Origin of the sequence: Xanthomonas arboricola pv. guizotiae, assembly GCF_002940205.1 — a bacterium.
Classification (GTDB): domain Bacteria; phylum Pseudomonadota; class Gammaproteobacteria; order Xanthomonadales; family Xanthomonadaceae; genus Xanthomonas; species Xanthomonas arboricola_C.
Genome location: NZ_MDSK01000007.1, coordinates 49,072 through 71,090 on the forward strand (window position 1 = coordinate 49,072; position 22,019 = coordinate 71,090).

General features: G+C 67.6%; 21 protein-coding genes and 1 pseudogene. 13 read left to right on the forward strand and 9 right to left on the reverse strand.

The features are described 5' to 3' along the window. Positions 1–8: 8 nt before the first annotated feature. The 4 genes from rplI to XarbCFBP7408_RS05985 form a co-directional block, all read right to left on the reverse strand. The gene (gene rplI / locus XarbCFBP7408_RS05970) at positions 9–458 is read right to left on the reverse strand and encodes a 50S ribosomal protein L9 (RefSeq protein ID WP_104562164.1); all 450 of its coding nucleotides are present in this window, start codon (positions 456–458) and stop codon (positions 9–11) included. Positions 459–728: 270 nt separating this feature from the next. Next, on the reverse strand, positions 729–959 hold the full coding sequence (gene rpsR / locus XarbCFBP7408_RS05975) for a 30S ribosomal protein S18 (protein WP_005991243.1): 231 nt from the start codon (positions 957–959) through the stop codon (positions 729–731). Between the two features lie 11 nt (positions 960–970). Further along, positions 971–1,405 (reverse strand): 30S ribosomal protein S6, encoded by a 435-nt coding sequence (rpsF, locus tag XarbCFBP7408_RS05980; RefSeq protein WP_006451585.1) that lies wholly within the window; start codon positions 1,403–1,405, stop codon positions 971–973. A gap of 393 nt (positions 1,406–1,798) precedes the next feature. After that, the gene (locus XarbCFBP7408_RS05985) at positions 1,799–2,137 is read right to left on the reverse strand and encodes a HesB/IscA family protein (RefSeq protein ID WP_104562165.1); all 339 of its coding nucleotides are present in this window, start codon (positions 2,135–2,137) and stop codon (positions 1,799–1,801) included. Positions 2,138–2,341: 204 nt separating this feature from the next. On the opposite strand from XarbCFBP7408_RS05985, the gene asnS reads away from it, so the two are divergent. From asnS to XarbCFBP7408_RS06060, 13 genes are all read left to right on the forward strand, one after another. Continuing rightward, positions 2,342–3,736, forward strand: coding sequence for an asparagine--tRNA ligase (gene asnS, locus XarbCFBP7408_RS05995; RefSeq protein ID WP_104562167.1), 1,395 nt, complete (start codon positions 2,342–2,344; stop codon positions 3,734–3,736). Next, complete coding sequence (locus XarbCFBP7408_RS06000; RefSeq protein ID WP_104562168.1) at positions 3,693–4,115, forward strand: ADP-ribosylation/crystallin J1; 423 nt, start codon at positions 3,693–3,695, stop codon at positions 4,113–4,115. Before asnS ends, XarbCFBP7408_RS06000 begins: the two co-directional genes overlap by 44 nt. Further along, a complete protein-coding gene (locus XarbCFBP7408_RS06005; RefSeq protein ID WP_104562169.1) occupies positions 4,112–4,417 on the forward strand; it encodes a hypothetical protein in 306 nt (101 codons plus the stop codon). The genes XarbCFBP7408_RS06000 and XarbCFBP7408_RS06005 overlap by 4 nt, the downstream gene beginning before the upstream one ends. Beyond that, positions 4,414–4,740, forward strand: coding sequence for a hypothetical protein (locus XarbCFBP7408_RS06010; RefSeq protein ID WP_104562170.1), 327 nt, complete (start codon positions 4,414–4,416; stop codon positions 4,738–4,740). The genes XarbCFBP7408_RS06005 and XarbCFBP7408_RS06010 overlap by 4 nt, the downstream gene beginning before the upstream one ends. Before the next feature lies 1 nt (position 4,741). Beyond that, positions 4,742–5,380, forward strand: coding sequence for an FMN-binding negative transcriptional regulator (locus XarbCFBP7408_RS06015; protein ID WP_104562171.1), 639 nt, complete (start codon positions 4,742–4,744; stop codon positions 5,378–5,380). 91 nt (positions 5,381–5,471) lie between these two features. Continuing rightward, positions 5,472–6,134, forward strand: a complete 663-nt coding sequence (can, locus tag XarbCFBP7408_RS06020) for a carbonate dehydratase (protein WP_016902447.1) — start codon at positions 5,472–5,474, stop codon at positions 6,132–6,134. 85 nt (positions 6,135–6,219) lie between these two features. Next, positions 6,220–6,750, forward strand: a complete 531-nt coding sequence (locus XarbCFBP7408_RS06025; protein ID WP_104562172.1) for a 3-hydroxyanthranilate 3,4-dioxygenase — start codon at positions 6,220–6,222, stop codon at positions 6,748–6,750. Between the two features lie 199 nt (positions 6,751–6,949). Continuing rightward, entirely contained in the window at positions 6,950–9,091 is a 2,142-nt protein-coding gene (locus tag XarbCFBP7408_RS06035) for an FUSC family protein (RefSeq protein ID WP_104562174.1), read from the forward strand. A 34-nt stretch (positions 9,092–9,125) separates the two neighbouring features. Next, the gene (kynU, locus tag XarbCFBP7408_RS06040) at positions 9,126–10,397 is read left to right on the forward strand and encodes a kynureninase (protein WP_104562264.1); all 1,272 of its coding nucleotides are present in this window, start codon (positions 9,126–9,128) and stop codon (positions 10,395–10,397) included. Positions 10,398–10,569: 172 nt separating this feature from the next. Then, positions 10,570–11,937: an FAD-dependent oxidoreductase gene (locus XarbCFBP7408_RS06045; RefSeq protein WP_104562175.1), complete on the forward strand. Its 1,368-nt coding sequence runs from the start codon at positions 10,570–10,572 to the stop codon at positions 11,935–11,937. Between the two features lie 106 nt (positions 11,938–12,043). After that, the gene (sbcB, locus tag XarbCFBP7408_RS06050; RefSeq protein ID WP_104562176.1) at positions 12,044–13,489 is read left to right on the forward strand and encodes an exodeoxyribonuclease I; all 1,446 of its coding nucleotides are present in this window, start codon (positions 12,044–12,046) and stop codon (positions 13,487–13,489) included. After that, positions 13,486–14,172, forward strand: a complete 687-nt coding sequence (locus XarbCFBP7408_RS06055; RefSeq protein WP_104562177.1) for a DUF2461 domain-containing protein — start codon at positions 13,486–13,488, stop codon at positions 14,170–14,172. Before sbcB ends, XarbCFBP7408_RS06055 begins: the two co-directional genes overlap by 4 nt. Positions 14,173–14,296: 124 nt before the next feature. Then, entirely contained in the window at positions 14,297–14,863 is a 567-nt protein-coding gene (locus XarbCFBP7408_RS06060; RefSeq protein ID WP_104562178.1) for a DUF2939 domain-containing protein, read from the forward strand. Between the two features lie 67 nt (positions 14,864–14,930). Here XarbCFBP7408_RS06060 and XarbCFBP7408_RS06065 read toward each other — a convergent pair whose 3' ends face one another. The 5 genes and pseudogenes from XarbCFBP7408_RS06065 to XarbCFBP7408_RS06085 all read right to left on the reverse strand — a co-directional run bounded on the left by XarbCFBP7408_RS06065 (position 14,931) and on the right by XarbCFBP7408_RS06085 (position 21,697). Further along, the gene (locus XarbCFBP7408_RS06065) at positions 14,931–15,674 is read right to left on the reverse strand and encodes a transferase (RefSeq protein WP_104562179.1); all 744 of its coding nucleotides are present in this window, start codon (positions 15,672–15,674) and stop codon (positions 14,931–14,933) included. Further along, positions 15,671–16,636, reverse strand: coding sequence for a 5'-nucleotidase (locus XarbCFBP7408_RS06070; protein WP_104562180.1), 966 nt, complete (start codon positions 16,634–16,636; stop codon positions 15,671–15,673). Before XarbCFBP7408_RS06070 ends, XarbCFBP7408_RS06065 begins: the two co-directional genes overlap by 4 nt. 172 nt (positions 16,637–16,808) lie before the next feature. Further along, positions 16,809–17,585: an NAD kinase gene (locus tag XarbCFBP7408_RS06075; protein WP_104562181.1), complete on the reverse strand. Its 777-nt coding sequence runs from the start codon at positions 17,583–17,585 to the stop codon at positions 16,809–16,811. Between the two features lie 198 nt (positions 17,586–17,783). Next, positions 17,784–19,919, reverse strand: a complete 2,136-nt coding sequence (gene rlmKL / locus XarbCFBP7408_RS06080) for a bifunctional 23S rRNA (guanine(2069)-N(7))-methyltransferase RlmK/23S rRNA (guanine(2445)-N(2))-methyltransferase RlmL (RefSeq protein ID WP_104562182.1) — start codon at positions 19,917–19,919, stop codon at positions 17,784–17,786. Positions 19,920–20,112: 193 nt separating this feature from the next. Next, positions 20,113–21,697: pseudogene (locus tag XarbCFBP7408_RS06085) on the reverse strand (ABC-F family ATP-binding cassette domain-containing protein). Positions 21,698–22,019 lie beyond the last annotated feature (322 nt).

Sequence of the window (22,019 nt, forward strand, 5' to 3'; positions counted from 1 at the left end):
AGCGTGGATCAGGCGTCGGATTCGACGATGACCTTGACCGAGGTTTCCACATCGGCGTGCAGGTGCAGCACAACGTCGTACTCGCCGACATTGCGGAATGCGCCTTCGCCCAGGATCACTTCGCTCTTTTCCAGCGGCAGGCCGGCGGCGGTGAACGCCTCGGCGATGTCGCGCGGGCCGACCGAACCGTACAGCTTGCCTTCGGTCGACGCATGCGCACCGATGGTGACGCTGGCGCCTTCGAACTTGCCGGCGCGGTTCTGTGCATCGGCCAGGATGCTGTTGGCCTTGGCTTCGTAGTCGGCACGCTTGGCTTCAAACGCTTCGACGTTGGCAGCGGTGGCCGGCACGGCCTTGCCCTGCGGCACGAGGAAGTTGCGGCCGTAACCCGGCTTGACGCTGACCTTGTCGCCCAGGCCGCCGAGGTTGGTCACTTTCTGCAGAAGAATCAGATCCATGGTGGTGCTCCGTTATTCGTTAGCGCCGGCGCTTTGGCCGACGCAACGTTTGCTGTCCGAATAGGAGAAGCCGGGAATCGGGATTGGGGAATCGGGAATCGTAAGAGCCCGACCGGCACCGCACCTTTAATTACCGGACTTCTATCAAGTCAAGAGCCCGCACAGTGATGTGCGGGCCGTTGTGAGGACTCACATGCGGCCGCATGGCCTATTGCGAGGACTCACTTCATTCGTGTGGGCCGCTTTGAGCGCCCCGCAACTAACGACGGATTAAACGTCGTGATTGTCCGTGTACGGGATCAGCGCCAGGAAACGCGAGCGCTTGACGGCCGTCGCCAGCTGACGCTGGTACTTGGACTTGGTACCGGTCACGCGGCTCGGCACGATCTTGCCGTTCTCGGTGAGGTACTGGCGCAGGGTGTTGAGATCCTTGTAATCGATCTCCTTGACGCCCTCGGCGGTGAATTTGCAGAACTTGCGACGACGGAAGAACTTGGACATGACAGCGCTCCTTAAGCGGCTTCGGCGTTGTCGCCGTCGGTATCGGTGGCGGCAGGTGCAGCATCGCCCTCATCGTCATCGCGACGACGACGCTCGCTACGCTCGGGCTTGTCGCCCTTCTCGTCCTTGCTCTTCATGATCAGCGACTGCTCGGTGTCCGGGCCGTCGCGCTTGACGACCAGGTGACGCAGCACCGCATCGTTGAAGCGGAAGCTTTCCACCAGCTCGCTCAGCACGGCCTGGTCGACTTCGATGTTGAGCAGCACGTAGTGCGCCTTCACCAGGTTCTGGATCGGGTAGGCCAGCTGACGACGGCCCCAGTCTTCCAGACGGTGGATGGTGCCGTTACCGCCCTCGATCAGCGACTTGTAGCGCTCGATCATGGCCGGGACCTGTTCGCTCTGATCCGGGTGGACCAGGAACACGACTTCGTAATGACGACTCATGTTGTATTACCTTTCGGATGTGGCCGCGTGGGCCGGACAGCTCCCCGGTACCCCGCGCAAGGCGGCCGGTGGAGCAAGGAGTCCCGCCCGGAACCGGGCAGGAAGCAAGAAAGTATGGCAGTTCAGGCGTTTGGCCGCAACCGGCCGTCCAGCAAGGACATCTGAAGCCCCTCTCCTGCCGGGGCTCCAAGACGCGATCTGCGCGCCACTGGCGCGCGTGAATTGGAGCGCCCGCGCCGCAAGCGCGGGCTGGGGCGCAGAGCGGGGGTTGGGGTGAGGGTCCGGGGCAAAGCCACTCGTGTCGTTCAACTATCGTGTCGTTCAACCGCGCGAGGCTTCGCCCCGTACCCTCATCCGCCCTTCGGGCCACCTTCTCCCGAGGGGGAGAAGGAATCACCGATGCTTGTCCGCCGTGGTGAAGCTCTCCCCGCAGCCGCATTCGGCGGTCGCGTTGGGATTGCTGAAGGTGAAGGTCTCGCTGAGGCCGTGCTTGCCGAAGTCGATGCAGGTGCCATCCACCAGCGGCAGGCTGGTGGGGTCGACGAAGATGCGCACCCCGCCCTGCTCGAAAACCGCGTCGTCGTCGCGCGCCTCGCGCGCCAGGTCGGTGATGTGGCCCCAGCCGGAACACCCGGTCTTGGTCACGCCAAAGCGCAGACCCAACGCACCCGGGGTCTGCTGCACGAAACGCTGCACGCGCTCCAGCGCGGCGGGGGTGAGGCTGACGGCCATGAGGGCACTCCAAAACAGTGGTGGCAAGTATAGCGATGCCGCAACAAGCAGGCGGCACGCTGTGCGGCGGTGCTTGCAACAGATGGGGGCAGCGCACGCCGGCGACAAGCGCAGCAGTGGGCAAGCTGTTCAGATGCTCGCGCCGGCGCGGTCGCAGCCAGTAAACTCGCAGGCCATTCAAGGTCGCTACGGCGAGGAACAGTCATGACGGTGGTCAGCGTTGCACATGCGCTTGCGGGGAAGCTCCCGGAAGGCGGCGAAGTCACGGTACGGGGGTGGGTGCGCACGCTGCGCGGATCTGCCGGACTGGCCTTCATCAACGTGACCGATGGCTCCTGCTTCGCTCCGATCCAGGTGGTGGCCAACGACACCCTGCCCAACTTCGACGAGATCAAGCGCCTGACCAGCGGTTGTTCGATGATCGCCAAGGGCGTGCTGGTGAAGTCGCAGGGCAAGGGCCAGTCGTTCGAGATCCAGGCCAGCGGCGTGGAGATCGTCGGCTGGGTCGAGGACCCGCTGACCTACCCGATCCAGCCCAAGCCGATGTCGCCGGAGTTCCTGCGCGAAGTGGCGCACCTGCGCCCGCGCACCAACCTGTTCGGCGCGGTCACCCGCATCCGCAACTGCCTGGCGCAGGCGGTGCACCGCTTCTTCCACCAGAATGGCTTCAACTGGATCAGCACCCCGATCATCACCACCTCCGACGCCGAAGGCGCCGGGCAGATGTTCCGCGTCTCCACGCTGGACATGGTCAACCTGCCGCGCGATGCCAAGGGCAACGTGGATTTCAGCCGCGACTTCTTCGGCAAGGAAACCTTCCTGACCGTGTCCGGCCAGCTCAACGTGGAGGCCTACTGCCTGGCGCTGAGCAAGGTCTACACCTTCGGCCCGACCTTCCGCGCCGAGAACAGCCACACCACGCGCCACCTGGCCGAATTCTGGATGATCGAACCGGAAATCGCCTTTGCCGATCTGGCCGAAGACGCGCGCCTGGCCGAGCAGTTCCTCAAGTACCTGTTCCGCGCGGTGCTGGACGAGCGTGGCGACGACCTGGCGTTCCTGGCCGAGCGCGTGGACAAGAATGCGATCGCCAAGCTCGAAGCCTTCATCAACGCACCGTTCGAGCAGATCGACTACAGCGAGGCGGTGAAACTGTTGCAGAACTCGGGCAAGACCTTCGACTTCCCGGTCGAATGGGGCCTGGACCTGCAGACCGAGCACGAGCGCTGGCTGACCGAAGAACACATCGGCCGCCCGGTGGTGGTGACCAACTACCCCGAGCACATCAAGGCCTTTTACATGCGCCTGAACGACGACGGCAAGACCGTCGCGGCGATGGACGTGCTGGCACCGGGCATCGGCGAAATCATCGGCGGCAGCCAGCGCGAAGAGCGCCTGGATGTGCTGGACGCGCGCATGGCCCAGTTCGGCCTGGATAAGGAGCACTACAGCTGGTACCGCGATTTCCGTCGCTACGGCTCGGTGCCGCATGCCGGCTTCGGCCTGGGGTTCGAGCGCCTGGTGGTGTACGTGTGCGGGCTGAGCAACATCCGCGATGCGATTCCCTACCCGCGCGCGCCGGGCAGCGCGGAGTTCTGAGGTGACGACCGCGGCGGCCACGGTCACCATGTACCGCCCGCTGGGGCCGGAGCAATACGCGTTGGTGCGCGAGGCCGGCTTACGCCGCTGGCCGCCACGGTTGCCGGAGCAACCGATCTTTTACCCGGTCACCAATCAGCGCTACGCCGAGGACATCGCGTCACGCTGGAACGTCAAGGACAGCGGGGTTGGCTATGTTGCGCAGTTCGAGGTGCGCGCAGCGTTCGTCGAAGACTACGCCATCCAAAAAGTCGGCGGCGCGCACCACACCGAGTGGTGGATCCCTGCCGAAGAGTTGGATGCGTTGAACGACAATATCGTTGGCCTGATCGACATCATCGGCCGGTTCGATGCCCCGCCCACGGAGCACGAGGCATGACGCTGTTCTTCGCACTGTGTTTTGTCGGTGTCGCCGTTGCCGGTCTGACTGCGCTGCTGATCTTCTGGCCGCTGACCCTGGTGCATCTGCGCGACCGCCACCCGGACGCGCTGGCCAGCTTCGGCGAGCCGGCCTTCATCAGTCCCGTAGCGTTGCGCTGGCTGCTGGCGCGCCGTTACCGCAGCCACCGCGACAGCGCGCTGTCCGGCCTGGCCACCCCCGCCTGGCTATCGCTGCTCACCATCTTTTTCGGCCTGGGCATGGCGGCCCTGCTCGGCCTGCTTTCCAGGGTAATGCCATGAATACACCGCAACCCCCCCCCCATGACGACCACGATTCGTGGTGGCTGGCCACGATCGGCCGCACGCTGATCTGGGCGCGCCTGCGCGTCAAGCAGGCCGGTACCGCCGAGGTCCTGGACAGCGACGGCAAGATCCTGCCCTACGACAGCGAAGACAGCGCCCGCGCGGCCTTGTTCGATGCCGAATTCGTCGCGCTCGACGGCCTCGACGAAGAAGACGCGCTGATGCGTGGCTTCTCGCTCGATGAGGTGTCGCCGCCGCGTGGCGACGACGATGCGGACCTGCGAGAACGCATGGTGCTGACCCTGGGCGGTCGCGCCTGACATGTACGCCCCACGCGCGTTCGCGCAGACCGATCTGGCACTGCTGGACTGGCTGATCGCGCGCGACCCGTTCGTTACCCTGATCAGCCATGGCGAGGACGGGCAGCCGGCAATCTCGCATCTGCCGGTGCTGTACCGACGCGATGCGCAATCCGTGGTCATCGAAGGCCACTGGGCGCGCCCCAATCCGCAGGCACGCAGCCCAGGCGATGCGGTCCTGGTGGTGCAGGGTCCGCACGCCTATGTGTCGCCGAGCTGGTATCCGGACAAGGAAGCGGCCGCACGCGTGCCGACCTGGAACTACGCCGTGGCGCATCTGCATGGACGCTGCGAGCATGTAAGCGACGAAGCGGCGCTGGGCGAGTTGATCGGCCGCATGAGCACGCACTTCGAACAGCGCGTCGGCAGCGACTGGCTGTTCGAGATGCAGCGCGACAGCCACCGCCACCAGTTACGCGGCCTGGTCGGCTTCCGCTTCGTTCCCAGCCGCATCGAGCTGAGCTTCAAGCTCAGCCAGAACCACCCGGCCGCTAATGTGACCGCGGTGAGCGATGCACTACAACGACGGGCGTCGGCCGACTCCCGCGAGGTGGCGTCGCTGATGCGCGATGCCCTGCTTGCACGCGACCGCGCGGTCTGAGCGGTGCGGTACGGCATCGATTTCCGCAACACCGCGTGATCGCTCATCTGTCGATCACACACTGTTCTCCTCCCTCTGGAATACTGCGCGCATGAACGAGCTCAACCATTTGCTTGAAAACAACCGTGCCTGGTCCGAGCGCATCCGCCGCGAGGACCCGGAATTCTTCTCCAAGCTGTCCACCCAGCAGACGCCCGAGTACCTGTGGATCGGCTGCTCGGACTCGCGCGTGCCGGCCAACCAGATCATCGACATGGCCCCGGGCGAGGTGTTCGTCCACCGCAACATCGCCAACGTGGTGGTGCATACCGACCTGAACTGCCTGTCGGTGATCCAGTTCGCCGTCGACGTGCTCAAGGTCAAGCACATCCTGGTGGTCGGCCATTACGGCTGCGGCGGCGTGTTCGCCAGCCTGACCCAGAAGCGCATGGGCCTGGTCGACAACTGGATCCGCCACGTCACCGATGTGGCCGACAAGCACGAGGCCTGCCTGCACGACGCGGGCGACCTGCCGGTGCAGCACGCGCGCCTGTGCGAGCTCAACGTGCTCGAGCAGGTGGTCAATGTGTGCCGCACCACCATCGTGCGCGACGCCTGGGACCGCGGCCAGGCACTGCAGGTGCATGGCTGGGTCTACAGCCTGCGCGACGGACGTGCGCACGACCTGGGCATGTCGATCGACCGCCCGGAGCTGCTGCAGGAACGCTACGACGCCGCACTGGCGCGCATCCAGGCCGATCACGCCGAACGCTGAGCCGTACCCGCACGCCATCCAGCCGCGGCGCCCATCGGCGCCGTCGGTTGGCTATGCTGGACGTCTTCTTTGCCGAGGAACGTCGATGCTGGTCCCGCCGATCAACCTGCAAGCCTGGATCGAGCAACACCGCCACCTGCTCAAGCCACCGGTGGGCAACAAATGCATCCAGCAGGACGGCTTCATCATCATGATCGTCGGTGGGCCGAATGCGCGCACCGACTATCACTACGACGAAGGCCCGGAGTGGTTCTTCCAGCTCGAAGGCGAGATGGTGCTGAAGGTGCAGGAAGAAGGCGTGGCACGCGACATCCCGATCCGCGCCGGCGAGATCTTCCTGCTGCCGCCGAAGGTGCCGCATTCGCCGCAACGCGCGGCCGGCTCGATCGGCCTGGTGATCGAACGCGAACGCTTGCCCAACGAGCAGGACGGGCTGCAGTGGTATTGCCCGCAGTGCAATCACAAACTGTACGAGGCGATGTTTCCGCTGCAGGACATCGAAACCGATTTTCCGCCGGTGTTCGATCATTTCTATCGTTCGCTCGCGCTGCGCACCTGCAGCCAGTGCGGGCATCTGCACCCTGCGCCGGAGCGCTATGCCACTGTCGAGGCATGAGTGGGCGATGGCCGAGGCAATTCCAGGCACGCGTCGCGCAGGTCTTCGAGCGCATTCGCTTGGCGGTGGCCATCGGCGCGCCGCCGCGCCCTCGCAATGCCGCGCAACGCAATGACGATGCAGCTGTGCGCAGCGCGCCGTGTGTCGAGCGTGTGCACGCGCCGCAGCTGCGCTGTGCGCCCGCGTTGAACTCCATGCCATGCTGCGCACGCTGATCGACCTCAAGCCGCGCGACGTGCCATTGCGCGTTGCGTTGCGCAACACCGCCGCGGTGGTGCTGCCGCTGGCGGTCGGCGTGGCCACCGGGCATGTCGCCGCCGGTCTGGCCGTGTGTACCGGCGCGCTCAACACCATGTTCACCGACCAGCCCGGCCCGTACCGCGCGCGCCTGCAGCGCATGCTGATGGCCGCGCTGGCAGCGGGCCTGGCCGCGTTGCTCGGCATCTGGGTCGGCCACAATACGCCGGCATTGGTGATCGCCGGGCTGCTGCTCGGCCTTGGCGGCGGCTTGCTGGTGGCACTGGGCCCGGTGGCAGCGCGGGTGGGGCTGACCAGCATGATCCTGCTGGTGGTCAGCGCCGACATGCGCCTGCCGGTGCAGCAGGCTGCGGGCGTGGCGGCGTTGATCTTCGCCGGCGGCCTGCTCCAGGTGGTGCTGGCACTGGCGGCCTGGCCACTGCAACGCTATCGCCCGGAGCGCTTCGCGCTGGCCGACCTGATGCGTCAACTGGCCGGCATCGCGCGCCAGCGTCCGGAAGCCAGCGCCCCGCCACCGGCCACCCAGGAGGTGCTCGATGCGATGGTGATGCTGCATGGCGAGCATCGCTCGCGCGCGATCGCCGTGCAGAGCTTCCGCATCATCGCCGAGCTGTGCGAGCGCGTGCGGCTGGAGCTGCTGTCGCTGGCCGATGTCGATACCCGCCTGACCGACTCGCAGGCGCGCCCGGCGATCGAGCGCGTGCTCGAACGCAGCGCCATCGTGCTGGAACAGCTCGCGCATGCGATGACGGTGGGCGAAGATCCGCTCGCCGCCAATGCCTCGATGACCGGCTTCGACGATCTGGTCGCCGCACTGGCGCAGTTCCAGCACGACAACGCCGATACCCGCGAGCGCCGGCTGGTGCGGGTGGCGGTGGCGCGCGCGCAAGGCCTCGGCGGCCAGCTGCGCGCCCTGATCCGCAACGCGCATTGGGCCAGCAGCCGTGGCGAGATCCAGGCGCAGCTGGCCGAAGCGCGCCTGCCGGCGGCACTGCGGCCCGCGGCGACCTGGGCCACGCTGCGCGCGAACCTGGATCTGTCCTCGGTGGCCTTCCGGCATGCCTTGCGCTGCGGCGTATGCCTGGCGCTGGCGATCGCCTTCCAGCGCTGGCAGCAGATCCCGCACGGCTTCTGGATTCCGATGACCACCGCCATCGTGCTCAAGCCGGATTTCGGCGGCACTTTCAGCTTCGGCGCCTTGCGCGTGGCCGGCACCTTCGTCGGCCTGCTGGTGGCGACCTTGCTGGCGCATCTGGCGATGGACGGCGCCAGCGTCCGCCTGGCGTTGCTGGCGCTGTTCTGCCTGGGCTTCCGCCTGCTGACGCAGGTGAACTACGGCATCGGCGTGGCGTTTCTGACCGGCATGCTGGTGCTGCTGCTGTCGTTCGAAGGCGTGGCGCCGGGCGAGGCCATCGGCGCGCGTCTGCAGGCCACGGTGGCCGGCAGCGCCTGGGCGTTGATCGCCTACGCGGTATGGCCCACGCGCGAGCGCCGGCATATCCGCGCCTCGCTGGCGCAGCTGTTGAGCGCCTACCGCGATCATCTGCGCAATCTGCTGCTCGGCAGGATGGACGATCTGGGCGATACCCGCGCTGCTGCACGCGTGGCGCGCACCAACGCGCAGGCCTCGATCGAACGCCTGCGCGGCGAGCCACGCAGCCGACGCAATCTGCACGAGCTCAAACTCGCCGAATCGTTGCTGGCCAACGGCAACCGGCTGATCCGCGCCACCCTGTCGCTGGAGGCGGTGCTGCGCGACGGCCATCCCCTGCCTGCGCTGGAAGCGCTGCCCGCCTTCGCGCAACAGGCCGACCAGGCGCTGTCCGAGCTGATCGCCTGCCTGGTCGACGGCGGCATTCCCGCCGCGGCCACCTTGCGCAGCGCCGAGCGCCAGCTGTCCGATGCATTGGCCGCGCTGCCCGACGGCTCGCCCGCCACCGCCGCACTGGCCGACACCATCGACCGCATCACCGACAGTATCGGCACCTTGGCGCATCTGTTGCGCGCTGCCCGGCCAGCCTCGAGCAGCGCTGCAGCCGAGGCAGCGGCGGCGCATGACGGCGCACACGGTGCCGGCGGGTAAACTGCGCCACTGACCTGCGTTGCGAGCCGTGATCATGACCGACCTGCTGTCCCGCGCCCATGCCGTTGCCCTGGACGCCGCCGACCCGCTGCGCCACCTGCGCGATGCCTTCGTGTTCCCGCAGCATGCCGGCCAGGACCAGACCTATTTCGTCGGCAATTCGCTGGGCCTGCAGCCGCGCGGCGCACGTGCGATGGTGGCCGAGGTGCTCGACCAGTGGGGTGCGCTCGCGGTGGAAGGCCACTTCACCGGCCCCACCCAGTGGCTGACCTATCACCAGCTGGTGCGCGATGGCCTGGCGCGCGTGGTCGGCGCGCAGCCCGGCGAGGTGGTCGCGATGAACACGCTGAGCGTCAACCTGCATCTGATGATGGCCAGCTTCTACCGGCCCACGCCCGAGCGTGGCGCCATCCTGATCGAAGCCGGCGCGTTTCCGTCCGACCGCCATGCGGTGGAATCGCAGCTGCGCCTGCATGGGCTGGATCCGGCCACGCAACTGATCGAAGTGGAAGCCGACCAACCCAATGGCACGGTCTCGATGGCGGCGATCGCCGATGCCATCGCACGGCACGGTCCGCGGCTGGCGCTGGTACTGTGGCCCGGCATCCAGTACCGCACCGGCCAGGCCTTCGAGCTGGGCGAAATCGCGCGGCTGGCACGCGCGCAGGGCGCGATGGTGGGTTTCGACCTGGCGCATGCGGTCGGCAACATCGCGTTGACGCTGCACGACGACGGCGCGGATTTCGCGGTGTGGTGCCACTACAAATATCTCAACGCCGGCCCCGGCGCGGTGGGTGGCTGTTTCGTGCACGCACGCCATGCCAACAGCGACCTGCCGCGCATGGCCGGTTGGTGGGGACACGAGCAGCAGAGCCGCTTCCGCATGCAGCCGCAGTTCGTGCCCTCGCCTGGCGCCGAAGGCTGGCAGCTGAGCAATCCGCCGGTGCTGGCGCTGGCGCCGCTGCGTGCGTCGCTGGAGCTGTTCGATCAGGCCGGCATGCCGGCGCTGCGCGCCAAGTCCGAACAACTCACCGGGCACCTGGAACAGCTGATCCACGCCCGCGTGCCGCAGGTGCTGCAGATCGTCACCCCGGCCACGCCTTCGCAACGCGGCTGCCAGTTGTCGTTGCGGGTGGCCGGTGGCCGCGCGCAGGGGCGCTCGCTGTTCGAGTACCTGCAGTCGGTCGGCGTGCTCGGCGACTGGCGCGAACCGGACGTGATCCGCATCGCACCCGTGCCGCTATACAACCGCTTCAGCGATCTGCATCGGTTGGTGGAACAGGTGGAAACCTGGGCCAGCGCCTGAGTACACGCGGCACAGACTGTGCCATCGACCAGATCGGTGCGTGGGCCGGAACCGGCACACGCGCACGTACACTCCGAACCCGCACCTGGCTGATCGCGGCAGGTGCCGTTGCCAGCCATCCCCGTTCTCCCCCTTCGCCGGCACTTGCGTCCGGCCGCTGCCGGATACCGCATTGAGCGCAGTCTCTCCCCGTTCCCTGACCTTGATCGGCGCTGGCCTGGCCGGTTGCCTGCTGGCCATCCTGTTGTCGCGTCGCGGCTGGCAGGTCACCGTCTACGAGCGCCGCGGCGATCCGCGCATCAAGGGCTACGAGTCCGGCCGCTCGATCAACCTGGCGCTGGCCGAGCGCGGCCGCCATGCGCTGCGCCAGGCCGGTGCTGAAGACGCGGTGATGGCCAAGGCGGTGATGATGCGCGGGCGCATGGTGCATCCGTTGATCGGCGAACCGCAGTTGCAACGCTATGGACGCGACGACAGCGAGGTGATCTGGTCGATCCACCGCGCCGCGTTGAACGTGGCGCTGCTGGATCTGGCCGAACGCGCTGGCGCACGCGTGCATTTTTATCGGCGCCTGCACACGGTGGACTTCGATGCCGGCTATGCGCGCTTCATCGACGACCGCGACGACCAGCCGCACGAAATCCACTTCCAGAGCCTGATCGGCAGCGATGGCGCCGGCTCGGCGTTGCGCGCGGCGATGCAGCGCAAGTCGCCGCTGGGCGAGCGCACCGAATTCCTCGATCACTCCTATAAGGAATTGGAAATTCCGCCACTGCCCGGCGGCGGGTTCCGCATCGAAGGCAATGCGCTGCACATCTGGCCGCGCGGGCGCTACATGTGCATCGCGCTGCCCAACGACGGCGGCACCTTCACCGTCACGCTGTTCCTGCCCAACGCCGGCGAGCCCAGCTTTGCCACCACGCGTACCGGCGATGAAGCGCTGGCCCTGTTCGCGCGTGATTTTCCCGATGCCCTGCCGCTGATCCCGCAGCTCAAGGAGCATTGGGAAGAACATCCGCCCGGCCTGCTCGGCACCCTCACCCTGGACCGTTGGCATCTGGGCGGGCGCGCACTGCTGATCGGCGACGCCGCGCACGCGATGGTGCCGTTCCACGGCCAGGGCATGAACTGCGCGTTCGAAGATTGCGTGGCGCTGGCAGAGCAGCTGGATGCGCACGTGGATCTGGAAACCGCGTTTGCCGCGTTCCAGGCCGCACGCCGTGACGACGCCGCAGCGATCCAGCAGATGGCGCTGGAGAATTACCTGGAGATGCGCGACCGCGTCGACGATCCCGACTTCCTGCTGCAACGCGCGCTCGAACAGCAATTGCAGGCGCGCTGGCCCACCCGTTTCGTGCCGCATTACACGATGGTGACCTTCCTGCGCACGCGCTACTCGATCGCCCTGGCGCGCAGCGAGATCCAGCGCCAGATCCTGGTCGAGGCCACGCGCGGGCACAGCGACCTGTCGCGCATCGACTGGGCCGCGCTGGAAGCGGTCGTGCATGCACGCCTGCAGCCGCTGCAAGGCGCGCACTGATCCATCCACACAGGCCGGCGTCAGCAGGCGTGGGCAGGGATAAGAGATACTAGGCAGCACTGGCGGCGCCCTGCGCAGCGCGCCGCGGACCTGGATTTCATACCGCATGCCTGACAGCTTTCTCTTCTACGACCTGGAAACCTTCGGCCAGGATCCGCGCCGCACGCGCATCGCACAGTTCGCCGCGGTGCGTACCGATGCGCAACTGCGCGTGATCGAAGAACCGATCAGTTTCTATGTGCAGCCGGCCGACGATCTGCTGCCATCGCCGTACGCGACCATGGTCACCGGCATCACCCCGCAGCACGCACTGCGCGAAGGCGTGAGCGAGGCCGAAGCGTTCGCGCGCATCTCCGAACAGATGAGCCGGCCGCAGACCTGCACGCTGGGCTACAACTCGATCCGCTTCGACGACGAGTTCGTGCGCTGCGGGCTGTTCCGCAATTTCTACGACCCGTACGAGCGCGAGTGGCGCGGCGGCAATTCGCGCTGGGACCTGCTCGACGTGTTGCGGCTGGTGCATGCGCTGCGCCCGGACGGCATCGTGTGGCCGCAGCGCGAAGACGGCGCCACCTCGTTCAAGCTCGAACACCTGGCCGATGCCAACGCAGTGCGCGAAGGCGACGCGCACGAGGCGCTGTCGGACGTGTACGCCACCATCGGCATGGCGCGCAGGTTCCAGCAGCATCAACCCAAGTTGTGGGACTACGCACTGCGCCTGCGCGACAAGCGCTTTGCGGCAACGCTGCTAGACGTCATCGCGATGCAGCCGGTGCTGCATATCTCGCAACGCTATCCCGCCTCGCGCATGTGCGCCGCCGCGGTGCTGCCGCTGACGCGCCATCCGCGCATCGACAGCCGCGTGATCGTGTTCGACCTGGACGGCGATCCTGACGTGCTGTTGCGCCTGAGCCCGGACGAGATCGCCGACCGGCTGTATCTCCGCGCCGCCGACCTGCCCGAGGGCGAGCAGCGCATTGCGCTCAAGGAAGTGCACTTGAACAAGTCGCCGGCGCTGGTGGCCTGGCAGCATCTGCGCGCAGCGGATTTCCAGCGCCTGGGCATCGACCACGACACGGTGCTGGCCAAGGCTGCACGCCTGCGCGAGCTCGGCCCTGAACTGGCCGAAAAAGTGCGCCAGGTGTACGGCAACGAGCGCGCTGCGGCGCCGGCGGTCAGCGATGCCGATGCCTCGCTCTATGACGGCTTCCTGACCGAAGGCGACAAGCGCCTGCTGGCGCAGGTGCGCGCCAGTGCGCCGGCCGAACTGGGCGCGCTGGCGTCGCGCTTTCGCGACCCGCGCCTGGTCGAGTTGCTGTTCCGCTACCACGCGCGCAACTGGCCGCAGACGCTGTCGTTCGAAGAGCAGGAACGCTGGAATGTCTATCGCCGTCAACGCCTGCTCGACGACCGTGGCCTGGGCGAGCTCACGCTCGATCAATTCCATGCGCAGATCGCGGATTTACGGCTTGCTCACCCCGACGATGCTACCAAGCAGTCCCTGCTCGATCAGCTCGCCGCCTGGGGTTTGGACCTCCAACGCACGCTATGACCACCTATTTTTCCGACGCCAGTTTCAAGTTCCTGCGCGCCCTGGCGCGCCACAACGACAAGACCTGGTTCAACGATCACCGGCATCAGTACGAAGCGCATGTGCGCCAGCCGTTCCTGCAGCTGATCACCGACCTGCAGCCGGCCCTGGCAGAGGTCAGCGAGCACTATCGCGCCGATCCCAAGACCCAGGGCGGCTCGCTGTTTCGCATCTACCGCGATGCGCGTTTTTCCAACGACAAATCGCCGTACAAGAACTGGCAGGGCGCGCGCCTGTTCCATGAGCGCCGCCGCCAGGTGCCGGCGCCGTCGTTCTACATCCATCTGCAGCCGGGCGAGAGTTTCGTCGGTGCCGGGCTGTGGCATCCGGAGCCGGACACCCAGCGCAAGCTGCGCCAGTTCATTTTCGACAACCCCAGCAACTGGAAGGCGGCCGCCTACGAACCCAGACTGCGCCGCAAGTTTGCGCTGGACGACAGCGAAAAACTGGTGCGTGCACCGCGCGGCTTTCCCAACGAGTTCGAGTTCATCGACGATCTCAAGCATCGCAACTGGGCGTACCTGCGTCATCTCGACGATGCCGTCATGACCGGCCCGCGCCTGCGCCAGACCATCGCGGCCGACCTGGCGGTGCTGGCGCCGTTCGTCGATTATCTGTGCGCCGCGCTGGATCTGGAATTTTGATGGATCGCGCGGCGCCGACGGCCATCGACGCGCTGCCGGCGATCGGCACACCGAAGCGATCTATAGCTGCGCAACGCCGTGCATCGCTGCGTCTTGCGCCCACCACCGCCATGGACTGCACACCATGAACAAGCGCTGGTTGCTGTTGCCCGTACTGGCCGTGCTGCTGCTTGTCAGCTATGTGGTTGTAGGCCCGTACCTGGCCATTCGCGGCATCAGCCAGGCCGTCGCCAATCGCGACGCCGCGCAGCTGGAACGCCATGTGGATTTCCCCAGCCTGCGGGTCAACCTCAAGGCGCAGCTGGACGATTACCTGGTTCGCCAGGCCGGCAGCCGCATGCAATCGAGCCTGCTCGGCGGGTTCGCCCTGCAGCTTGCCAGCGGCATCAGCGGCGCCGGCGTGGACACGCTGGTGACCCCGCTGGGCATCGGCGCGCTGCTGCAAGGCCATAGCGTGTGGAATCGCGTCACCGGCACCACCGTCAGCCCGGACACCTATGCGGCGCCGGCGCCGGCGCGTCCGCTGCACGGCGCCGAGCAGCGCTTCGAATCCACCCGCCGCTTCACCGCCACCACCCGCACCGCGACCGGAGCGCCGGTGGTGTTCGTGCTGACCCGGCAAGGGCTGCGCTGGCGGTTGACCGATATCCGGTTGCCGCTGGCAGATGCGGAAACTCCGCTGCCCCCATGACCGCGCGCCTGCGAGCGCGGTCGAAGTGTTCTCCTGCGCAGGCTGACGCCGCGCGCCGGACAGCGGCTCACGAAAACCGCCAGGCCCGCTCCATCCACGCTGCCTGCAGCCGCAGCATCGCCGGCCGCAGTTGCCGGCGCGCCGGCCACGGCAATGTCGCCAGTGCCTGCTCCGCGGTGCCCGGCGTGCGTTTGCCGTTCCAGGCGTACAGCAGCTGGTTGCGCGGATCCGGCTCGGGCAACAGCAGCACCCGCCCATCGAATACCTCGCGCAGCGTGGCCAGATGCCCGGCCAGCGGCACCTGGAACAGGTTCAGCGCCAGCACGCCGCCGGGCGCCAGCGCAGCGCGGCAAGCGGCGTAGAAGGCGGGCGTGCACAACGCCGGTGGGATGCCATCGGCATCGTAGGCATCCAGCAGCAGCAGGTCGTAGCGCCCGGTACGCGTGGCGATCCACTGCGCACCGTCGCCATGCGTGACCTCCAGCCGCGCATCGTCGCGTGGCACGCCAAACGCATCGCGCAAGGCCAGCACCTGCGCATCGGCGTCCACCGCCTCGATGCGCGTGCTGCGCAGATACCGGTGGCAGAACTTGGCCTGCGCGCCGCCGCCGAAGCCGATCAGGCCGATGCGCTCGGGCCGCGGCTGCAGCCACAGCGCCGCCAGCATGCCGCGCGTATACGGCAGCATCAGCCGGTACGGCGCCCAGCGCGACATGCGGGTCTGCACGGTGTCGTCGGCAAAGTACAGCTCCAGCTGGCGCCAGCTGGAGCGCAGCGCGGCGCGTCCAGCAAGCTTCGGTGCCTCGCTCACCTGGCCGGCGGATCGTTGGCCACGCCATGCGGTACGTGGCCGGCCGCCACGTGCTGGTGCTGGCGCGCACTGTCGATGTTGTGCTGCGAGTCGTCGAAGAAGATGTCCGCGCCAAACGCCTCCAGGAACGGCCCCTTGTGTCGCCCACCGAGAAACAGCGCCTCGTCCAGACGCACGCCCCACTCGCGCAGGGTGCGGATCACCCGCTCGTGCGCCGGCGCCGAGCGTGCGGTGACCAGCGCGGTACGGATCGGCGAGGCCTCGCCCGGCGGGAATGCCGCCTGCAGCGTATGCAGCGCCGAGAGGAAATTACGGAACGGCCCGACCGACAACGGCTCGCGCGCACGCTCGCGCTCGTGGCGCCCGAAGGCCTCCACGCCCTGCTCGCGCGAGATGCGTTCGCTCTCGTCGCCGAAGATCACCGCATCGCCGTCGAAGGCGATGCGTAGCTGCGTCGACAGGCGGCTTTCGTCGTTGTCCACGATCGCCGCCGCGGCCTCGGCGCGTTCGCCCGGCGCGCGCGGCATGATGGTCGCCGCCGCGATGCCATGGGTGAGCGCACGCCGTACCGACTCTGGGTTGGCCGACAGGAACAGGTCGGTGCCGAACGGCTTCACGTACGGCCAGGTCGGCTGACCCGAGGTGAAGGTCGCCCGTACGATGCCCAGGTTGTAGTGCTGGATCGAATTGAAGATGCGCAGCCCGGTGTCGGCGGAATTGCGCGACAGCAGGATCACTTCCACACGCGGGGTCTCTTCGGGCACATCGTGGTTGAGCGCCAGCAGCTTGCGCACCACCGGAAAGGCCACGCCTGGCTCCAGGATGTCGTCCTCATGCTCGCGCTGGAACGCCGAATACGCCTCCACGCCATCGGCCTCGAACAGCGCATGGCCTTCTTCGAGATCGAACAGCGCGCGCGAGGTCACTGCGACGGTCAGGAGCCTGGGGGAATTATCGGTCATTGGGGCGGGGATTGGGGATTGGGGATTGGTTTAAAGCAGGAACTGGAGGTCGGGATTTGATCGCCCATCCGCGCAGCATCGTAGCGCGTGCGCGCGATTCTAAAGACGACGTGGCACGCTGCTGCCGTTGCCAATCCCGACTCTCGAATCCCCAATCCCAAATCCCCGCTCCTCAAACCGCAAACTGTTCGCTGAAGATGCGCTCTTCCAGATTGTGTTCGGGATCGAACAACAGGGTGACCTGGCGTTGCCTGGATTCGCGGATGGTTACTTCGACCACGTCGCGGATCTCGTGCGAGTCGGCGGTGACGCTGACCGGGCGCTTGTACGGGTCCAGCACGCGGAAGCACACTTCGGTGTCGGCCTTGAGGATGGCGCCACGCCAGCGGCGCGGGCGATACGGGGCGATCGGCGTCAGTGCCAGCGTGTGCGAGCCCAGCGGCAGGATCGGCCCGTGCGCGGAATAGTTGTAGGCGGTGCTGCCGGCTGGCGTGGCGACCATGACACCGTCGCCGATCAGCTCGGCGATGCGGGTCTGGCCATTGAGATCCACGCTCAAATGCGCGGCCTGGCGGGTCTGGCGCAGCAGCGAGACCTCGTTGTAGGCCAGCGACACCGTGCTGGCGCCGGACTCGGTCTGCACCTGCATTTCCAGCGGGCGCAGGTGCGCCGGTTCGGCACGTTGCAGACGCGCGAGCAGGTCGTCCTCGTCGTCGCGGTATTGGTTCATCAGAAACCCGACCGAGCCCAGCTTCATGCCGAACACCGGCTTGCTGGCAGCGCCGTGCCGGTGCAGGGTCTGCAGCATGAAGCCGTCCCCGCCCAGGGCGCAGACGATATCGGCGGTGTCCAGCGGATGATCGCCATAGCGCTGCACAAGACGCGCGCGCGCGGTCACCGCCGGCTCGGCGTGACTGGCGAGAAAGGCAATCCGGGGTGGTGCGGTCATCGTTGACTCCAGAGCATGCGAATCAGCATACCGCAGCGCCGTGGTGGGCTTGTTGGCTGGCCGCGCCGCCCTCGCCTGCGCGGCCGCGGCCGCGCGATCGGGCGCCGCCGGTGACACGGCGCGCTGCAGCCGCACGCATGCGGGCGATCCCGTGCGCCCTGCGCGCATTGCCCGGTCGGACACGACCGGGCCACTTCCTCAGGCGGTCAACCGCCAGGCGCGATGGATGCGCGCATGCCGCTCGAAATCCGGGTCGATGGTGCGCGGGCTGATTTCCTCGCACTGCGCAAACTCGGCCACCAGTTCCTCGTCCAGCTTGAAGCGACGGAAGTTGTTGGAGAAATACAGCACCCCACCCGGCGCCAGGCGCGCCACTGCCGCGCGCAACAGCCGCACGTGCTCGCGCTGGATGTCGAAGTCTTCGGCGCGTGCGGAGTTGGAGAAGGTCGGCGGGTCGCAGAAGATCACGTCGAAATGCGCGCGCTCGGCTTCCAGCCAGGCCAGCGCGTCGGCCTGCACCAGCTTGTGCTTGCTGCCGGCCTGGCCGTTCAGGGCCAGGTTGTCGGCGCACCACTGCAGATAGGTACCGGATAGGTCCACGCTGGTGGTCGAGCTCGCGCCGGCCACCGCCGCTTGCACACTGGCCACGCCGGTGTAGCAGAACAGGTTGAGGAAGCGCCGCCCCTTCGATTGCGTGGCCATGGTGCCGCGCAACGGGCGATGATCCAGGAACAGGCCGGTATCCAGGTAATCGAACAGGTTCACCCGCAGCAGCGCGCCATGCTCGCGCACGTTGATGAATTCGTTGCGCTGCTCGAAGCGGCCGTACTTGCTGCCGCCCTTGCCGCGCTCGCGCGATTTGAGCGCCACGCGTTCGCCCGGCACTTCGAACACCTCGCGTGCGGCGGCCAGCAGTTCGCCCAGGCGGCGGCGCACGTCGGCTTCCGGAATCGTCGCCGGTGCGGCGTATTCCTGCACATGCAGAAACACGCGGCGATCGCCATCGGCTTGCTGGTACACGTCGATGGCGGCGGAGTATTCCGGCAGATCGGCGTCGTAGACGCGGAAGCATTCGATGCCTTCGCGTGCGCGCCACTTCTTGAACTTCTGCAGGTTCTTGCGCAGGCGGTTGGCGACCATCTGTGCGCCCTCGCTGAGCGCGGTCGGCGCCGCCAGCGGGCTGCGCCGCGGCACCGCGATCGGGTCGCAGACGATCAACGCGCACTCGATCGCGCCATTGAACAGCTGGTATTTCTTGCCCGCGCGCAGGCCGGTGGCATACGCCAGCTCGGCGTTGCCGCACAGCAGGCTGGCCCGCCATTGCGGCACCGCACGCTGCAGGGTATCGCCCAGGCGGCGATACAGCGCCGCATCGGCGGCCAGACGTTCGTCGTAAGGCGGATTGCACACCACCACACCGGTGGCCTGCGGCGGGGCCTGCAGGTCGCCCACCTCGCGCACGCCGAACCAGATCGCCTCGGCCACACCGGCCACTTGCGCATTCTCTTTGGCGGCGCGGATCGCGTGCGGGTCCATGTCGCTGCCGTGGATCACCTGCCGGAGTGCGGCGCGGCCAAGACTGTCGCGCTCGCGCGCTTCGCCCACCAGCTGCTGCCAGCCCTCGCGATCGAAGCCGCGCCAGCGGCTGGGGAGATCGCTGCCATAGCGCTGCAGGCCGGGCGCCACGTCGGCGGCCATCAGCGCGCCTTCGATCAGCAAGGTGCCGCTGCCGCACATCGGATCCAGCAGGCCGCCGCCATCGGCGTAGGCGCGCGGCCAACCGCCGCGCAGCAACACCGCCGCGGCCAGATTTTCTTTCAGCGGCGCATCGTTCTGCGCCATGCGCCAACCGCGCCGGTGCAGCGGGCCGCCGCCCAGATCCACCGAAATGGTGGCACGGCCCTTGCGCAGCGACAGGTTCAAACGCAGATCCGGGCTGTCCACGTCCACCGACGGACGTTCCAGGCCCTGCCGGCGCATGGTGTCGACCACCGCGTCCTTGATCCGCTGCGCCGCGTAACGCGCATGCGTGATCGCGGTACCGGAGACATGCGCGTCCACCGACAGCGTGTGGCCGACGGACAGGTGCTCGCCCCACGGCAATTCGGCCACGCCGGCATACAGCGCGTCCTCGTCCGGGCAATCGAACTCGCTCAGCGGCCACAGCACGCGGCTGGCCAGGCGCGACCACAGCACGGCGCGCTGCGCGTCGCGCAGGTCGCCTTCGACGTTGACGCCGGAGATGGTGGCGGTGGCCTTGCTGGCACCGAGCGACAGCAGCTCGTCGGCAAGCAGGTATTCCAGGCCCTTGGCACAGGATGCGAAGAATTTCACGTAGGCAGGTATCGATGGAGACGCTGGCCGTGAGGGCGAGCGTGGGAGCAGGACGCTGGGCCGGCGCCCGGGAGGGCAAAGCCGTGGCCGCCGCGGGCGGGGCGCAAATGGTCGGCCATCGGAGCCGGCTTTACCAGCCCGCCGGCCGGATCGCCCGCCGCGCGGTTCACCACGGCGCCAGCCGCCATTGCGCTTACGCGGTCTCCAGGCGCTGCCGCAGGCCCAGCCGCTGCAGGAAGGCGGCATCGTGCGAGGCGACGATCAGCGCCCCCTGGTAGCCGCGCAGCAGCGCCTCGATCGCTTCCACCGAAGCCAGGTCCAGGTGGTTGGCGGCTCGTCCAGCAACAGCAGTTGCGCCGGCTGCGCCCGGTACAGCGCAAGGCCAGCGCCGCCTTGAGCCGCTGGCCGCCGCTGAGCTGGCCGGTGGGCAGGTCGGCACGCTGCTGGTCCAGTCCCAGCAGCGCCAGGCGTAGCCGCTGCGCGTGGGCCGGCGCGCCCGGGTCTGCATCCTGCAGCTGCGCAGCGGCCGAGCGCGCCGGATCCAGCAGCCCCAGGTGCTGATCCAGATACGCCACCGGTACATGCACCTGGCAATGCCCCGCGCTGGCTTGCAGGCGCCCGGCCAGCAGTTGCAGCAACGACGACTTGCCGCTGCCGTTGGGGCCGACCAGGCCGATCCGCGGCTGCCCATGCAGCCGCAGATCCACCCACCGCCCGCCCAGCCGTCCGCCGACCAGCTCCACCTGCTGCAGCGTGGCCAGCTGCCGCGATGCGCCGGCGGGCGATGCCGGCGCCAGGAGCGCGATCGTGGGGGCGTCCTGCAGCTGCGCTGCGGCCTGCACTACCGCCTCGCTCAACCGCGCCTGTTCGGCCTGGCGGTGCTGTTGCAGCCGCCCCGCGCTGAGCTCGCTGCGTTGCTTCTGCGCGCCGAGCAGGATCGCGGCCTGATTGGCCTGCCCTGCAGCACGCACGCAGCGTGCCTGGCGTTGCTGTTGACGCTGCTGCTGTTCGCGCAGCGCCTGCTCGCCGCGCGCACGTGCCTGTCTGCGCTGGGCCAGCAACGCGCTGGCCGCACGCTGTTCGATGGCGCGCTGCTGCGCATAGAACGCGTAATTGCCGCCATAGCTGCGCAGCCCCTGCGCGGACAGTTCAACAATGCGCTGCATCGCATCGAGCAGGCCGCGGTCGTGGCTGATCACCAGCAAGCCACCGCTCCACGCCAGCAGCTGATCCATCAGCCGCTGCCGTTGCGGGCCATCCAGGTGATTGCTGGGCTCGTCCAGAATCAACAGGTCCGGCCGGGTCAGAAACGCACCGGCCAGTGCCACGCGCGTCGCTTCGCCGCCGCTGAGCTGCGCGGCCGGTGCACGCGGATCGCGCCCACCCAGGCCTTGCCGTTCGAGTTCTGCGGCAAATTGCGCATGGGCGGTCCAGCGCTCGCCGACGCGTTCAAAGTCGGCGGGCGCAACGCTGCCGGCGGCGATACGGTCCAGCGCATCCAGCAGCGGCGCGACACCGGCCAGTTCGGCAATGCTCTGCCCCGGCGCCACGCGCACGCGCTGCGGCAGGTAATGCACGCTGCCGTTGTGCACGTAACGCCCTGCGCTGGGCAACACCTCGCCTGCCAGCAGGCGCGCAAGCACGCTCTTGCCCACGCCATTGCGCCCGACCAGGCCGGTGGCGCGTTGGTCGATGTGGAGGGTCAGATCGGAAAATAGCGGGCTGCCATCGGGCAGCACATACGCAACGCTTTCCAGCGTCAGCGACGGACAGGTCATACGGGTCTCCATTGCATGCCAGCACACGCACCGATCCAGCCGGACCGGCAGCAGGTAAGGCCGTCATCACGACGGCGGCATCAATGGCGCATTGGACCAATCCTCAGACAGTGGGCAACGCGGCAAAGTGTAGGTCAGCCTGCGACGCAAGCCAAATTCCGGACACCGCGGCAGGATTGACCGCGTTCAAGCGCAGCATGGCAAGCACCGGCTCTTGCAGACATGCTCAAGCTCCTGGCGGCCGGCACCCTGCTGGCTGTCAGGCGCCCTCGAAAAAGCACGGCAAGCACTCGCCGAAGGCCAGGACCCGCAGCACTTAGCA

Coding starts and splice junctions, on each gene's coding strand:
- rplI (WP_104562164.1), bottom strand. CDS start 458: ATGGATCTGATTCTTCTGCAGAAAGTGACCAACCTCGGCGGCCTGGGC.
- rpsR (WP_005991243.1), bottom strand. CDS start 959: ATGTCCAAGTTCTTCCGTCGTCGCAAGTTCTGCAAATTCACCGCCGAG.
- rpsF (WP_006451585.1), bottom strand. CDS start 1,405: ATGAGTCGTCATTACGAAGTCGTGTTCCTGGTCCACCCGGATCAGAGC.
- XarbCFBP7408_RS05985 (WP_104562165.1), bottom strand. CDS start 2,137: ATGGCCGTCAGCCTCACCCCCGCCGCGCTGGAGCGCGTGCAGCGTTTC.
- asnS (WP_104562167.1), top strand. CDS start 2,342: ATGACGGTGGTCAGCGTTGCACATGCGCTTGCGGGGAAGCTCCCGGAA.
- XarbCFBP7408_RS06000 (WP_104562168.1), top strand. CDS start 3,693: ATGCGATTCCCTACCCGCGCGCGCCGGGCAGCGCGGAGTTCTGAGGTG.
- XarbCFBP7408_RS06005 (WP_104562169.1), top strand. CDS start 4,112: ATGACGCTGTTCTTCGCACTGTGTTTTGTCGGTGTCGCCGTTGCCGGT.
- XarbCFBP7408_RS06010 (WP_104562170.1), top strand. CDS start 4,414: ATGAATACACCGCAACCCCCCCCCCATGACGACCACGATTCGTGGTGG.
- XarbCFBP7408_RS06015 (WP_104562171.1), top strand. CDS start 4,742: ATGTACGCCCCACGCGCGTTCGCGCAGACCGATCTGGCACTGCTGGAC.
- can (WP_016902447.1), top strand. CDS start 5,472: ATGAACGAGCTCAACCATTTGCTTGAAAACAACCGTGCCTGGTCCGAG.
- XarbCFBP7408_RS06025 (WP_104562172.1), top strand. CDS start 6,220: ATGCTGGTCCCGCCGATCAACCTGCAAGCCTGGATCGAGCAACACCGC.
- XarbCFBP7408_RS06035 (WP_104562174.1), top strand. CDS start 6,950: ATGCTGCGCACGCTGATCGACCTCAAGCCGCGCGACGTGCCATTGCGC.
- kynU (WP_104562264.1), top strand. CDS start 9,126: ATGACCGACCTGCTGTCCCGCGCCCATGCCGTTGCCCTGGACGCCGCC.
- sbcB (WP_104562176.1), top strand. CDS start 12,044: ATGCCTGACAGCTTTCTCTTCTACGACCTGGAAACCTTCGGCCAGGAT.
- XarbCFBP7408_RS06055 (WP_104562177.1), top strand. CDS start 13,486: ATGACCACCTATTTTTCCGACGCCAGTTTCAAGTTCCTGCGCGCCCTG.
- XarbCFBP7408_RS06060 (WP_104562178.1), top strand. CDS start 14,297: ATGAACAAGCGCTGGTTGCTGTTGCCCGTACTGGCCGTGCTGCTGCTT.
- XarbCFBP7408_RS06070 (WP_104562180.1), bottom strand. CDS start 16,636: ATGACCGATAATTCCCCCAGGCTCCTGACCGTCGCAGTGACCTCGCGC.
- XarbCFBP7408_RS06075 (WP_104562181.1), bottom strand. CDS start 17,585: ATGACCGCACCACCCCGGATTGCCTTTCTCGCCAGTCACGCCGAGCCG.